12 protein-coding genes and 2 tRNA genes are annotated in these 13663 nt (G+C 61.7%); 8 read left to right on the top strand and 6 right to left on the bottom strand.

Translation table 11 applies throughout. The features are described from left to right. Positions 1 to 339: 339 nt before the first annotated feature. From M2337_RS08780 to M2337_RS08770, 3 genes are all read left to right on the top strand, one after another. Positions 340 to 993, top strand: a complete 654-nt coding sequence (locus M2337_RS08780; RefSeq protein ID WP_264569913.1) for an HlyD family secretion protein — start codon at positions 340 to 342, stop codon at positions 991 to 993. Beyond that, a complete protein-coding gene (locus tag M2337_RS08775) occupies positions 994 to 3111 on the top strand; it encodes a peptidase domain-containing ABC transporter (RefSeq protein WP_264569912.1) in 2118 nt (705 codons plus the stop codon). A gap of 276 nt (positions 3112 to 3387) precedes the next feature. Further along, the gene (locus tag M2337_RS08770; RefSeq protein ID WP_264569911.1) at positions 3388 to 5631 is read left to right on the top strand and encodes an EAL domain-containing protein; all 2244 of its coding nucleotides are present in this window, start codon (positions 3388 to 3390) and stop codon (positions 5629 to 5631) included. Positions 5632 to 5694: 63 nt separating this feature from the next. Here M2337_RS08770 and M2337_RS08765 read toward each other — a convergent pair whose 3' ends face one another. The 5 genes from M2337_RS08765 to M2337_RS08745 form a co-directional block, all read right to left on the bottom strand. Next, a complete protein-coding gene (locus tag M2337_RS08765; protein ID WP_181559224.1) occupies positions 5695 to 5964 on the bottom strand; it encodes a GlsB/YeaQ/YmgE family stress response membrane protein in 270 nt (89 codons plus the stop codon). 150 nt (positions 5965 to 6114) lie between these two features. Then, positions 6115 to 6480, bottom strand: a complete 366-nt coding sequence (locus tag M2337_RS08760; RefSeq protein ID WP_264569910.1) for a response regulator — start codon at positions 6478 to 6480, stop codon at positions 6115 to 6117. 111 nt (positions 6481 to 6591) lie between these two features. Beyond that, the gene (locus M2337_RS08755; protein WP_264572220.1) at positions 6592 to 7131 is read right to left on the bottom strand and encodes a sigma-70 family RNA polymerase sigma factor; all 540 of its coding nucleotides are present in this window, start codon (positions 7129 to 7131) and stop codon (positions 6592 to 6594) included. Positions 7132 to 7162: 31 nt separating this feature from the next. After that, positions 7163 to 7336, bottom strand: a complete 174-nt coding sequence (locus M2337_RS08750) for a NepR family anti-sigma factor (RefSeq protein WP_264569909.1) — start codon at positions 7334 to 7336, stop codon at positions 7163 to 7165. 122 nt (positions 7337 to 7458) lie between these two features. Further along, positions 7459 to 7962: a Dps family protein gene (locus tag M2337_RS08745; RefSeq protein WP_264569908.1), complete on the bottom strand. Its 504-nt coding sequence runs from the start codon at positions 7960 to 7962 to the stop codon at positions 7459 to 7461. Between the two features lie 106 nt (positions 7963 to 8068). Here M2337_RS08745 and M2337_RS08740 point away from each other — a divergent pair, with 106 nt between their 5' ends. Beyond that, complete coding sequence (locus M2337_RS08740) at positions 8069 to 9730, top strand: CHASE domain-containing protein (protein WP_264569907.1); 1662 nt, start codon at positions 8069 to 8071, stop codon at positions 9728 to 9730. Here the strand turns inward: M2337_RS08740 and M2337_RS08735 are convergent. Further along, positions 9727 to 10521: a response regulator gene (locus M2337_RS08735; protein WP_181559218.1), complete on the bottom strand. Its 795-nt coding sequence runs from the start codon at positions 10519 to 10521 to the stop codon at positions 9727 to 9729. The genes M2337_RS08740 and M2337_RS08735 overlap by 4 nt on opposite strands. Before the next feature lie 206 nt (positions 10522 to 10727). Between M2337_RS08735 and M2337_RS08730 the strand changes: the two genes are divergently transcribed. The 4 genes from M2337_RS08730 to M2337_RS08715 all read left to right on the top strand — a co-directional run bounded on the left by M2337_RS08730 (position 10728) and on the right by M2337_RS08715 (position 13545). Beyond that, positions 10728 to 11273, top strand: a complete 546-nt coding sequence (locus tag M2337_RS08730) for a hypothetical protein (RefSeq protein WP_264569906.1) — start codon at positions 10728 to 10730, stop codon at positions 11271 to 11273. 308 nt (positions 11274 to 11581) lie between these two features. Beyond that, complete coding sequence (locus M2337_RS08725) at positions 11582 to 13039, top strand: DEAD/DEAH box helicase (protein ID WP_264569905.1); 1458 nt, start codon at positions 11582 to 11584, stop codon at positions 13037 to 13039. Positions 13040 to 13230: 191 nt separating this feature from the next. Beyond that, positions 13231 to 13306 (top strand) — tRNA-Ala (locus M2337_RS08720). Positions 13307 to 13470: 164 nt separating this feature from the next. Then, positions 13471 to 13545 (top strand) — tRNA-Glu (locus M2337_RS08715). Positions 13546 to 13663 lie beyond the last annotated feature (118 nt).

Here is a 13663-nt window from a genome sequence, read left to right as displayed (position 1 = left end):
ACCGTGAGACGGCCGTCGATTAGCGAGGCCCGTCAAAATTCTGTTAAGTATCTAAATTTCTGTGATTTTTAGTGGAATTGCCACGCAAGCGGCTCCTTAAGTGCAAAAAGGTAAACTTGGTTTACGTCTTGTTAACCATAGTTTATTGTCCTCGAGGTCGGGTGATCCGACCAAATACAGGAGTCGTCGATGGTAAACGAAGTGATCGTTGAAGAACTCAGCGAGCAGGAAATCGATCTGGTTGCGGGCGGTGATCCGAGCCACGAATCGAGCGGTGGCATTCGCGGCTGATTTGTCAGTCGCTTCTGGTCGCCACGATCAGATTGATCCTATGGCCGGGTGGGCGCGCACGAAAATGCGATCGTCCGCCCGGTTTTTCTTTGCCATGACCTGACACGGCATTTTTTCATCGCCTCGGGTCATGAGAGCATCCTAAAAGCCGCCCGGGGGGACCGGATGCCACTCTTCAGGCGACAAGCACTCGATCATCACAACCGACTGCATGGGGACATCTTTCTGGTTCCGCCATTGCGCTGGCAGGCAATCGGCTGGCTGCTGCTTGGCCTTGTTTGTGCTGGCGGCGCCTGTCTTGCATTCGGCAGCTTCAGCCTCACCATCAAGGCCGAGGGAAGCCTGCACATGTCGAATGCGATTGCCCCCGCCCGGTCCAACGCATCCTCCCGATGGACGGCCCGCGTGACCGTCCCGCTCGCACAGATCGATGATGTTCATCAGGGCCAGCAGGCGCGGGTGTCGCTTGCGGGCGCAGACGCTATGGCGCTGAGCGGCACCATCACGGCGGTCGCGACACACATGGAGCCGGGCAACATATCGGTCCCGGTCGAGATTCAACTGACGACGCAAGGCGCTGAGCCACGCAACGGCAGGGTCACGGCAATTGACGGGCAACCTGTCACGGCGACCATTCTCGTCGAACGTGTCCGCCTGTGGCGCTGGCTGTTCGGCCCCGTGCTTTCCCGCAACGAGCAATAGATGAGCGCCCTGATCGCAAAGCTTGTGGGTCGGCGGCGCATGCGCCCGATCCTGCAAACCGAGGCAGCGGAATGCGGCCTCGCCTCGCTGGCGATGATCGCCAACTGGCACGGACATGAGCTTGACCTCAATGCCCTGCGCCAGCGCTTCGGCGTGAGCGCGCGCGGCATGACCCTGCGTCAACTGATGCAGACCGCAGACGACATGCAGTTGCTGGCGCGCCCGCTAAAGCTCGATCTGCCCGGGCTGCATCTGCTCCATCTCCCCGCCATTCTGCATTGGGATCTCAATCACTTCGTCGTGCTCGAACGGGTCGAGCCGGGCCGTGCCTATGTCGTCGACCCGGTCGGCATCGCGCGTTGGTACAAGTTTGACGAGCTTGGACGCCATTTCAGCGGTGTCGCGCTGGAACTGCGCCCGTCCCAAGACTTCCAGTCCGTCCGGGCCAGACGGCGGCTGCGCTTTCGGGATCTCTGGAGCGGCATGACCGGCGCCCGCCGCACCTTTGCGCAGACGGTCATCCTCTCGATCGTCATGCAGGCCTTCATTCTCGCCAGCCCTTTCTATCTGCGCACCGCTGTCGATGAGGTTTTGCCGGCACAGGATGGCGGCCTGTTGTTGACACTCGCGCTGGGGTTCGGCGCGCTCGCCCTCATCGGCGCCGGCGCCGCGCTGCTGCGAAAATATGTGCTGCTGTCCTCGGGCGCCCTGCTCTCCTTCGGCATTACGTCCAACATCGTCCGCCATCTTTTCCGCCTGCCCATCGCCTGGTTCGAGAAGCGCAAGGTGGGAGACATCCTCACCCGTGTGCAATCGGTGCTGCCGATCCAGCGCTTCCTGATCGAAAGCGCGCCGCTCGCGCTGATCGATGGCACGCTCTCCGTCCTCACCCTGGTGATGATGTTCCTGATCGCGCCCGAACTCGCGCCGATCACGCTGGTCGGCCTCATCCTTTATTCAGGCGTTCGGCTGGCCTTGCTCGCGCGCGAGAAGCAGCGTGAGGCGGAATATGTGAAGGCCCTCGCCCGCGAACAGGGGACGCTCATCGAGACATTGCGCGGCATGGTCACGCTGCGCCTCGCCGGCCGCGAAGCGATGCGCCACAGCTACTGGCAGAACCGCCTGACCGAGGCGCTCGGCGCGCGCTACCAGCACGAGCGCGTCAAGGCCTGGCACGAGACCGCCAAGACGATGATCCCTGCGCTGGAACTGGTGATCGTGATTTTCGTCGCCGTACGCGCCAATATGGATGGCGCCCTCACGCTCGGCACCCTGTTCGCCTATCTCGCCTTTCGCACGCAATTTGTGCAGGCCGGCCAGTCCCTTCTGGATGAAGGTGTCAAGCTTCGCCTGCTCGAACTCCACCTCGATCAGCTCGCGGACATTGTGCAGAGCGAGGAGGACGCAGGCTTTGCCGAACCGCTCAACCATGCCGACTTCTCCGGCCGGATAGAACTGCGCGATGTGCATTTCTCCTATGGCCCGCACGATCCGCCGGTGCTGCGGGGCGTCGATCTCGTCATCGAGCCGGGCGATCATGTCGCGATCACCGGCGCTTCCGGCAGCGGCAAGACGACGCTTGCCAAGATCATCCTCGGGCTGATCGATCCGACCAAGGGGGAGGTGCTGATCGACAGCCAGCCACTGCCGCAGTTCGGCCGCCGCGCCTTTCGCCAGCATGTCGCTGCGGTGCTGCAGGACGACGTGCTCTATGCCGGGTCCATCGCCAATAATGTCGCGGCATTTGGGGAGATCGACTCTGATCGCCTGCGGGATTGCCTCAAAGCCGCCGCCATTCTCGAGGACATCGAGGCGATGCCGATGCGGACCGAGACGCTGGTCGGGGATATGGGCTCAACCCTGTCTGGCGGACAGAAACAGCGCATCTTCCTTGCCCGCGCGCTCTACCGTCAGCCGGCGCTGCTGCTACTCGATGAAGGCACTGCCCATCTCGACCTGGAGCATGAGGCCATGGTTAATCGCGCCGTGGCTGCATTGGGCATCACCCGGCTCATTATCGCCCATCGGCCGGAGACGATTGCCGCCGCCGACAGGGTGATCAGGGTGGAGAACGGGGTGGTTACGAGCGATAGTCAGCCGCGGTCGACGACAGGCTAGAGCAAGCATAACGCAGGTTTCATATCGCAGACGGTGCGCTAGCGCGTCGCGACGAACAGTCGGCCCAAGCTATCGAAGACCGCTGCCGCACCTCCCTGCCTGCCCCTCACACAAGCCTTTCCATCTCTTGTGAACAACTTGTTCATAGTTTCCTGACATTGACGTCCACTGGCGACTGAACCGCCCGAGTGTGGACCAATGTTGCGATTGCGCCTCCTTGCGAGACTGACCCGGTCGGCTCGCAGCCTCATCCTCGCCGCGGCATGCCTCATTGGCATGATCGTGATGATGAGTGGCGCCGGCACGTCGCTGGACAATTTGACCCGCACCGAGCGCTACCAGCACTTCCCCAAGAAGCCGAGCGGCGAGCTGGTTATCGTTAAGATCGACACGCCCAGCATCAAGGCGCTGGGCACTTGGCCCTGGCCGCGCGGGCGCCATGGCGAGCTGATCGATGCCTTGAATCGCGCAGGCGCCGAGCGCATCGTCTCCAATATCATTTTCGACCAACCCGCAGCGGACCCGGCGCAGGACGACCGGCTCATCAAGGCGCTCGCAGCCTCGAAGGCCGATGTCTATCTGGCCGCGCTGCTGGAAAATCGCTCCAATGGGCGGGCAACCTACGAGGCGCTGCCGACGGAGGCGTTGCTGCCCTACGTCACGCCCGTCAACGTGTGGCTGCATAGCGATCCCGACCAATATTATCGGCGACTGGTGCTCAATGCTCCGGTCCTGGGTACGGAATTGCGCGATATTTCCCAGGCGCTTGCCGGCACCAACTATCCGGGTGAAGGCTCCTTCCCCATCGACTGGTCCTATTGGTGGAACCAGATCGACCATATCTCCTATTCGGACGTGCTGGCGGGCAAATTCCCCAAGGACTTTTTCAAGGGCAAGAAGGTCCTGGTCGGCATCGACGCCTTCGGCTTCGGCGACCAGTTCAATGTCCCTTATCATGAGAAGCTCTCCAGCCTTTATGTCTTTGCCGCCGCAGCAGAGACGCTGATCGCCGGACTGCCGGTCGAGGTCGGGCCGTGGCCGGCTATGGTGCTCGCGCTGGCGCTGATCGGCCTCTCCTTCCTGCTCAAGCCCCGCTTTCGCTATCCGCTCTATCTGGCCGGGACCATAGGGCTGGTGCCCGCGCAGATTTACACGGAACATCTGACGCTCTGGCGGCCGGATGTCGGCCCGGCGATCCTTACGCTGGTCGCGGCGCTGGTCGCACAGTCGCTCCTCAGTGTCGCGCAGGCCTTGCTGGATCGCAGCACCAAGTCGGCCGAAGCGGGGCTCCCCAATCTGGCCGCCATGGTTCTCAACGAGGGCGAAGAAGGCGTGACGATCGTTGTCAGCCTGCGCAATTATGTGGAGACGACGGCGCTGCTTGGCCTGGCGGCGCAGGGCACGCTGCTCGCCAAAATCCGCGACCGCCTCATCCTCGCCGCAGGCCACGAGCGGATCTACCAGATCGACAATCACAGCTTTGCCTGGCGGAGCCGGGAGGATGTGCCTCAGGTGGTCGACAGTCTCGAGGGTCTGGAAGCGCTGTTCGCGCCGGGGGTTCAGGTCGAACAGCTCACGGTCGACATCACCTTGCACGCCGGCTTCTGCGACAAGCCGGACATGAGCGTGTCCGAAGCCATTCCCAAGGCAGTCCTCGCGGCGACCAACGCTACCAATCGCGGCATACTGTGGGAGCGCTACGAGACCGAGGAGGACGAGCTGTTCTGGAAGCTCTCCATCCTCAACGAGTTCGAGCAGGCATTGCGCCGCGGCGATGTGTGGGTTGCCTATCAGCCCAAGCTGGACCTGCACGGCAATCGCATCACCAGCGCCGAAGCGCTGATCCGCTGGATCCACCCCGAGCGCGGCTTCATCCGGCCGGACCGGTTCGTCCGCGCCATCGAGGACGCGGGGCGGATCGAGCGGCTGACGCTCTATGTGCTCGAACGCGCCATTGCCGACTTCGCGCCGCTCAATCTCTCGGTCGCAGTCAATCTCTCGATGCGCATGGTCGGCAAGAACAAGCTGGAGGCGCCGCTTCGCCTGCTGCTGGATACCTACGGAATGCCTGCCGAAAATCTTACGCTGGAGATTACAGAATCGGCCAGCATGGCGGACGAACAGGGCATCGCCGAACTCGAGTCGCTCCGGGCGATGGGCGTGCATATCTCCATCGATGACTATGGCACCGGCCAATCGACCCTGTCCTATCTCAAGCGCTTGCCAGCCTCGGAACTCAAGATCGATCAGAGCTTCGTGCGGCAAATCCTCACCAGCCGCAGCGATGCGGTGCTGATCAATTCCACCATCAAGCTGGCCCATGAACTCGACATGCAGGTGGTTGCCGAGGGCGTGGAGGACGAGAACGTCCTGCAGGCACTGGCCGCGATGGAATGCGACATCATCCAGGGCTATCATATCGGTCGCCCGGTGGCGCTTCCCGACTTTCTCGCCAATCTGCAGGCGGCGAACCGCAAGGCTGCGAGCCGGGCCCGCAAGAGCGCCCTTACCGCAGCATAACAGGCAACGAAAGAGGCGCCGGATCGAAGACCCGGAGCCTTTTTCGCGTTCATCTCAGTCTATTTACCGTACCGAACCGCGACGAACCAGATTGACGATCGCGAGCAGCACAATGGCGCCAAGCAGCGAAACGATGATCGAGGTCAGATTGATCACGCCCGACGTGATCGGGGCGGCGCCGAGGATCGGCGACAGCAGGAAGCCGGCAAGAACCGCACCGACAATACCGACCACGATATTCAGCAAAATGCCCTGCTGGGCATCGGTGCGCATGATCAGGCTGGCAAGCCAACCAACAATGCCACCGACAATAAGAAGAATGATAAGGCCCATATTCCGTCTCCCTCAGTGATGTTGAAGGCAAAACAATTGTCTGAGGAATTCGTTCCGTTCTTGCTGAACGGATAGTTGACAAAGGCCGTCATCTTGAATGGAGTGCAGGGCGCGACATGGGCCGATCGTGCGGCCGTAACTTTACACAAGTTACAGGCCCAATTGCGCCTCGATCACGCGCCGCAAGTCTTCGAGGCGATAGGGCTTCTTGAGAATGGCGACCGCGTTCCGATGCTCCGCCCCGTCCATGGCGTCACCCGCGCCGGTGGCGAAGGCGAACGGGATGCCCCTGTCCGCGAGACGCGCCGCGACGGGAAGGCTGTCTTCCTCATCGCCTAGCTTGATATCGAGCAGCCCGAAATCGAACGCGACCTCGTTCACGAATGCCAGCGCCTCGGCGAGGTTGGCGGCCACCCGCACATCCGTGATGCCCAGGTCTTCGAGCAGGGCTTCGGTATTCATCGCGATGATCGGATTATCTTCGACCAGAAGAACGGCGTGGGGGCGTGGCGACAAGGGCGAGCCTGTTAGCAAGGATTGACGGGATGACTATGCGCACCCGCCCGAGGCGATCCACAGCGTTGCGATGGACCGAACCAAGTGCGGGTCTTTACGCTTGTTTCGAGGTTAAAGGCTGGCGACCTTGTCGAGATCCGCCAGCATTTCCGTGTGGGAGACGGCGCGGCTCTTCGAGCGCCCGCCCTTCTCACCCTCGTCGCCCAGCATGTCTTCCAGGCTTCGGCGAGCGCGGGCGACGCGGCTTTTCATCGTGCCGACCGCACATTGGGCGATGTCCGCGGCTTCCTCATAGCTGAAGCCACCCGCCCCGACGAGCAGCAAAGCCTCGCGACGTTCGGGCGACAGGCGCATCATTGCGGCCCGAAGATCGCCCATGTGCAGGCCATCTTCCTGCCCCGCGGGCTGGCTCAGGAGCTTTTCGGCAAGGTCGGGATCATAATCGCCGCGGAACCGGTTGCGTCGCGCTTCGCTCAGATAGACGTTGCGCAGAATGACGAATGTCCAACTGCGCATGCTGGTGCCGGGCTGGAAGGAATCCCGCGCGGCCCAAGCCTTGAGCATCGTCTCCTGAACGAGGTCGTCGGCATAGTCCGGGCGACCGCACAAGCCTCTCGCGAAAGCGCGAAGGTGCGGAAGAACGCCGGTCATCTCCGTACGAAAATCATAATTTTTCGGGATGTTACTGGCTGTCACCGCTTTTATCCAGCTTCTTGAGGAGCGCCACGAAATCGTCCGGCAGTTGCTCGTCGACGACTTCATCGTACATCCGCCTCAAGCCTTCGGCCCAAACGGGTTTTGCGCGACCACTGCGCTGCACGGAGTTCTTTCCGGGCTTTTCAGGCGTGCTGGACATGCCCCTACTTGCCTCGCAGAATATAGAATTGTTGAGATGTGACTGCACAACCGTTCCCAAAACCTCTGAAATCCAATTCCCGCCCCCTCGTAAAGTGACTGATGTGCGTTCCGGAGCGCAGCTCACGCCGCGACAGCGCGCAACATCCAGACATTTTCCTCATGCTTTCCGATGCGAGCTGTCAACATGTCTGCACTAAAGACATCGTCGCCTTCTTCGGCGACCGCGACAGCCTCACGAAGACGCCGGGCGACCGCTTCGTTATCCTTGATCAGCGCATCAATCATCTCGGCGGAGGACTGGACCGTCTTGCTGCTCTCCACCACGCTGCGCTCGGCGTAGTCGCCAAAGGCTGCAGGAGCGATGTGGCCAAGCGCCCGAATGCGCTCCGCCAGCGCGTCGATGGCCAGCGCCAGATCCTCATATTGGGCTTCGGTCAGCTTGTGCAGACCAAAGAAGCTCGGCCCGACGATGTTCCAATGTACACCCAGCGTCTTGAGATACAGCGAGAAACTGTCAGCCAGAGCATCGGCAAGCTTGTCGGCAATCGCATCGACATTCTGCCGATCGATCCCGGTGTTGAAGGCCGCATCTTTCGGTTTTGCATTCAGGGCGCTATTCGCCATCACTGATCTCCGCTGGGGGCGTACGAGTGGGGGAACGATCCCAAGGGGAAAGAGTTCCGATCTAACGGATCACGGCGCTTTGGCACCTCTTTGGTAATTTGGGTTCATGGTGAATTGGGATATTGGCAAACGTGCCAAGCGACGCTTCGATAGCTGGTTAAGAGAGTATCCCCGGGCGACGCCGATCGGGGTCTTCCTGTTTTCGCTCACGCTTGTTGGGGCCAGTGCCTGGTCCGTCGAAGTCGCGTCCGAGCGGACGCGGCGAGCGGCCGCCGTCATGCAGGCCGGGGAGATCGTGGCCGCTCTGCAGCGGCAGGCAGCCGCCAGTTCCGCCTATTTCCAGGCCACCAGCGCACTCTTTCTCAGCGCAGACGGGGTCAGCCCCGAGTTCTTTCGCGACTTCATCACCCGCCTCCGCCAGGATTATGATTTTACGGGTGTCGTGGCCATTGGCTGGGCGCGCCACACCACCGCCGCGGAATTGCCGGAATTGACCTCAAGAATGCGGGAAGCGGGATATGAGAACTTTGCCGTCAACCCGGCCCCCGCGCAATCCAAGCAGCCGATGTATATCATCACCATCGTCGAGCCCAATTCCTTGGCCAATCGCCGCGTTCTCGGCTTCGATATTCACAGCGACGCACGGCGCGCTGCTGCCATCGACCGGGCTCTGCGCACCCGCTCGATGGCCGCAACAGACCCGGTCAAGCTGAAGGTCGACGAGAATGCCGACCACAACACCGGCATCGTCGTTCTGCTCCCGGTCGCGCAGAATGATGAGGGCCCAGTCAATGGCTTCATCTATGGCGCCATTCGGGTCGAGGAATTCATTCGCGCTGCCGTGAAACCGTCCCTGCTGGAAACCGGCAGGATCGAGATTTTCGATACCACCCCGGATGGGCAGGAGCGCATCTTTGCAGCCGGCGACAGCGAGCGAGTGGAAAGGCCGCTTGAGCAGCGTTTTTCCCTGTTCGACCAGCAATGGTCCGTGCGCTTCTATCCGGCCGGCGAGCACTGGCTCTACCCCCTCACACTGGTCGTGCTGGTCGGCGGCGTCTCCTTTTCGATGCTGCTGCTCGCCTACATCCTGCTCGTGCAGCGCCGCAACGAGGATCTCGTCGCGCTCGTCAATGCGCAGGCCGAGCGCGAGGCGGAACGCGCCGCCTTCGTGCGCGAACTCAACCACCGGGTGAAGAACTCGCTCTCCAACGTCACGTCAATCATCGCCCTCACCCGTCGAAACGCGACCGACATCAATAGCTTTGCCGACAATCTGATGGAGCGGGTGCGCGCGCTGGCTGCCAGCCACTCATTGCTGGATGGCGCGCAATGGGGGCCAACGGACCTTAAGGCGTTGATCGAGACGCAATTGGGATCGCATGGCCACGCCCGCGGTCGCATCGTGTCCGATGGCCCCAATGTGCTGATCTCGCCCAACGACGCGCTGTCCATCGGCCTGGCACTGCACGAACTGCTCACCAACGCGACACGATATGGCGCCTTGTCCGCCGATCAGGGCGAAGTGCATCTGCACTGGTCGGTGGGCGACGAGAAGATCTCGGTATCATGGGAAGAGCGCGGCGGTCCGCCGGTCGTCGAGCCGGTCAAGCGCGGCTTTGGCTTGAACCTGATCGAGCGAGCTTTGGCCCACGAGCTGGGAACGCCGATCCGCATCGACTTTTTGTCGAGCGGCCTCATGTGCACGTTCGACATCCCCCTGCGCAAACCGAAATCGTTCCAGTTGCGCAGGAAGGATGGCGCCGCTTAACGCAGCGGCGCCGTGGACCCGAAGAACGCAACCTGCCCGATCGTCGCGCGAACGAAGTCGTCGCTAAACGGCTTGGTGATCAGATAGGTCGGCTCGGGGCGTTCGCCGGTGAGCAGGCGTTCCGGGAAGGCGGTGATGAAGATCACCGGGACCGAGAACTTGCCCAGGATCTCATTGACCGCATCGATCCCCGAACTGCCGTCCGCCAGCTGAATATCGGCCAGCACGAGATCCGGCCGGTGCTGATCGAACAGCGCTACCGCCTGCGCGTGCGTCGCAGCGGTGCCCACCGCGACATGGCCGATGGAGGTCACGATCTCCTCGATCTGGAAGGCGATGAGCGGCTCATCCTCGATGATCAGCACATTCAGACGGCTGCTGGAATCGATATCCGCCAGCGCGCTGTCGATCATTTCGCGAACGTCGTCCTCGGGGCAGTCGAGAATCTCAGCGATCTCGCTTTCCGAAAAATCTTCCACGGCGTTCAGCAGCAGCGCCTGACGTGCCAGCGGCGTGACCAGTTCCAGCCGATTGCTGGCAGCCGTTCCCTCATCCGAACCAAGGCCGCCGCTCATCGACAGCTCAGCACCGGCGGAAGCGTAAATGCGCGAGAAGGCACTGAACAGCCCGGTACGCGATGTGGAGATTTGCTCGCGCAGGCTGGAATCGGCCAACGCCGCCTCCAGAAGCTCCCGCACGAAACTGTCACCCAGCGACTGAGACCCCGTCAGAATTCGAGCATATCGCCGCAGATAAGGAAGTTGCCGCGCGATAAGGTCGGATAGAGCCATATGAACGTGTCTCCTGCATTTCAGCCAGCGCCCACAACCAAGAACACCGCATGACGCGGTGGAGCACCAAAAGTACGCGGAATGTACGGTTTCGACAGGGTTCCCCACAAGAAATTTATTTTTGCAAACCTCGGGAACCAACGCGATTCAGGTGCATTTGAGGATCAGCATTGACATTAGTCTGCCCCCGATAATGTCAGCGTCACTTGACCGGTTTCCGCTCCTCCTCACCCCCCAAAGTGCGGAAACCGGTCAACCACCCCACATTATCTCTTCTCTTCTTTGCTGATCCCGTGCCCGCGCGGCGAACAGGAACCATCCGTCCGAACCACCGTTGGGTTCAGGAAGGTTATCACGAGGAGTTAAGCATGCACATTCGCACAAACCGTTCCACGCCTCTGGAAGACGGCCGCGACGTGATCATAACGCTTCGCTCCCGCGCGGAGGATATTGCCGAGCGTGGTCTTGCCAGGGCAACAACGCTGGCGGACGAGGCCGGCCGCCGGGCATCCCGGTTGGGGAAGGACACAGCGCGCAAGGTTTCGAAGGGCTCGAAATCCCTCGTTGAGAATGTGCGCGATCATGTGCCCGGCATGAAACCCTCAGGGCTCGCGGCTTCGCCGGCCGCCCGGTTCGTCCGCCGCCACCCCGCCCTGCTCGTTGCCGTCGGACTGACCGCTGCGACGGTGGGATATCTCGCATGGCGCGCGCAGCAAGACACTGAAGAATCAGACGATTCTTCAGAGGGTTAATAAGCGAAAACCATTCTCTGCCAAATTAAGCGAGAAAGTTTTCGAAGGCCGGAACGAACCCGTCTATGGCTCGTTTAACGGGCAGATCTGGCACCATCAGGCTATTTTAGATGCTGCTAGCCCGGTGGTGCCAGATCCCCTCCTTCGCCTCGGACAGGCCAGGGTCGCGCAGACGCGGGCCGTGACAAAGCCTCGAAGAGCGCCCGCATCCCTAGAAAATCTTGACATCCGCGCCCGCCTTCATCATGGCGCAAGCGGTTGCCCGTGTGATCCACAAGAGTCACGCGCCCTCTATTCACGGAATTCTGATGCCCTTTGCCGATCTCGGCCTTTCGAACGAATTGCTGCAAGCCGTCGGCGAGGCGGGGTATTCAGAGCCGACTCCGATTCAAGCGCAGGCAATTCCCTCCGTCCTGATGATGCGGGACATCATCGGTATCGCGCAGACCGGCACCGGCAAGACGGCCAGTTTCGTCCTCCCGATGATCGACATTCTGGCTCAGGGCCGCAGCCGCGCCCGGATGCCGCGCAGCCTCATTCTCGAGCCGACGCGCGAACTCGCGGCGCAGGTCGCCGAGAATTTCGAGAAATACGGCAAATACCACAAGCTCTCGATGGCGTTGCTCATCGGTGGCGTCTCGATGGGCGACCAGATCAAGGCGCTCGAAAAGGGCGTCGACGTGCTGATCGCGACGCCTGGTCGCCTGATGGACCTGTTCGAGCGGGGCAACATCCTGCTGACCGGCTGTTCGCTGCTGGTCATCGACGAAGCGGACCGGATGCTCGACATGGGATTCATCCCCGATATCGAGAACATCTGCACCAAGCTGCCCGCGAACCGGCAGACGCTGCTGTTCTCGGCGACGATGCCGCCGCCGATCAAGAAGCTTTCGGATCGCTTCCTGAGCAATCCCAAGTCCATCGAGGTAGCGCGGCCGGCAACCGCCAGCGCCAACATCACGCAGATGCTCGTGCCCGTCGCCGAGCGGGCCAAGCGCGAGACGCTGCGCTCGCTGCTCCGGAGCGAGAGCGCCGAGAGCGCGATCATCTTCTGCAATCGCAAGACGATGGTGCGGGAGCTGAACAAAAGCCTCAAGCGCCACGGCTTTCGGTCTGGCGAAATCCACGGCGATATCGATCAGGCCGCGCGCATCGCGGAGCTGGATCGCTTCAAGTCCGGCGAGATCAACCTGCTGGTCGCCTCCGACGTTGCCGCGCGCGGGCTCGATATCAAAGGCGTCAGTCACGTCTTCAACTTCGATGCACCCTGGCATCCGGACGATTATGTGCACCGCATCGGCCGCACTGGCCGTGCCGGCGCGACCGGTAAGGCGTTCACCTTCATCACCAACAGCGATGCCGAAGCTGTCGAAAATATCGAGAAGCTGATCGGCACGAAAATCCCGCGCCTCGACATGGGCACGCAGGCCGTCGACGATGGTGAGGACGAAGGGCGCGGACGCGATCGTCGCGGTGGCGCGAAAGGCGCATCCAAGCGTCCGGCGAAGGCACCGGCTCGGCGCGAGCGTGGCGCCGACGCCAAGGGTGATCGTGAAACCGAATCGCCAGCTCGCGAGGCACGCCCCGCCCGTGAGGATGCGCGCCCTGCGCGTGAAGATCGCCAGCCCCAGCCACGGCGTCAGGATGCACGGTCTGACGCTGAGCGTCCCAAGGCCCCGCAGCAACGCAATCGCGCGGATCAGGAGCCGGATGACGGATGGAACGGCCCCATGCCGGATTTCCTCTCCGTAGGTTTCGACAACTAAACCTGCCGACGATACAGACGGGAAGGCTCGGGGACGCGGCAGCGCGCCTCCATGCCTGCCAACTGGCGGTGCGCGAACCGGCGATTTCGGTGCTATCCGACACTCAGGTCGCTATCGAGACGCGACCCGCCACCAACACGCAAAACCCGATTGCAATCGGCGCGGGCCTTGCCTATAGGCAGCCCTCCCTGGGGGCTGTAGCTCAGTTGGGAGAGCGCGTCGTTCGCAATGACGAGGTCAGCGGTTCGATCCCGCTCAGCTCCACCAGGGATTTTTCTTCCAGCCACGCTATCGCTCCCTCCCCGGCTTAAGCCGCGCGGGGGAAGACGCATTTTCTGTGAACCGGTCCGCCTTTTTGGGGTTGCCACTCCGGCCATCCCACGGCATAGGCGCCGGACCTGATGACGGCTCCGCAACGGACCGACATGGATGGCCCCTTCGTCTAGCGGTTAGGACGCGGCCCTTTCACGGCTGAAACACGGGTTCGATTCCCGTAGGGGTCACCAACAAGCCCTCCCAGAGGGTGCCAGAAGATGCCATAAATGGCTGCTTTCTGGGATTTTTTCGTGGTATAAGCATCCCGATCGGATCGGCTGGATACCACCAGATACCAACATTTTGATG

Origin of the sequence: Sphingobium sp. B2D3A, assembly GCF_025961795.1 — a bacterium.
GTDB lineage: Bacteria > Pseudomonadota > Alphaproteobacteria > Sphingomonadales > Sphingomonadaceae > Sphingobium.
Note: the sequence above shows the minus strand (reverse complement) of the source record. Positions and strands in the feature narration are given on the sequence as shown.

What these genes read in the sequence shown, in the direction of transcription:
- M2337_RS08775 (WP_264569912.1), top strand. Translation starts at nt 994, where the DNA reads ATGAGCGCCCTGATCGCAAAGCTTGTGGGTCGGCGGCGCATGCGCCCG.
- M2337_RS08770 (WP_264569911.1), top strand. Translation starts at nt 3,388, where the DNA reads ATGATCGTGATGATGAGTGGCGCCGGCACGTCGCTGGACAATTTGACC.
- M2337_RS08765 (WP_181559224.1), bottom strand. Translation starts at nt 5,964, where the DNA reads ATGGGCCTTATCATTCTTCTTATTGTCGGTGGCATTGTTGGTTGGCTT.
- M2337_RS08755 (WP_264572220.1), bottom strand. Translation starts at nt 7,131, where the DNA reads ATGACCGGCGTTCTTCCGCACCTTCGCGCTTTCGCGAGAGGCTTGTGC.
- M2337_RS08750 (WP_264569909.1), bottom strand. Translation starts at nt 7,336, where the DNA reads ATGTCCAGCACGCCTGAAAAGCCCGGAAAGAACTCCGTGCAGCGCAGT.
- M2337_RS08745 (WP_264569908.1), bottom strand. Translation starts at nt 7,962, where the DNA reads ATGGCGAATAGCGCCCTGAATGCAAAACCGAAAGATGCGGCCTTCAAC.
- M2337_RS08740 (WP_264569907.1), top strand. Translation starts at nt 8,069, where the DNA reads ATGGTGAATTGGGATATTGGCAAACGTGCCAAGCGACGCTTCGATAGC.
- M2337_RS08735 (WP_181559218.1), bottom strand. Translation starts at nt 10,521, where the DNA reads ATGGCTCTATCCGACCTTATCGCGCGGCAACTTCCTTATCTGCGGCGA.
- M2337_RS08725 (WP_264569905.1), top strand. Translation starts at nt 11,582, where the DNA reads ATGCCCTTTGCCGATCTCGGCCTTTCGAACGAATTGCTGCAAGCCGTC.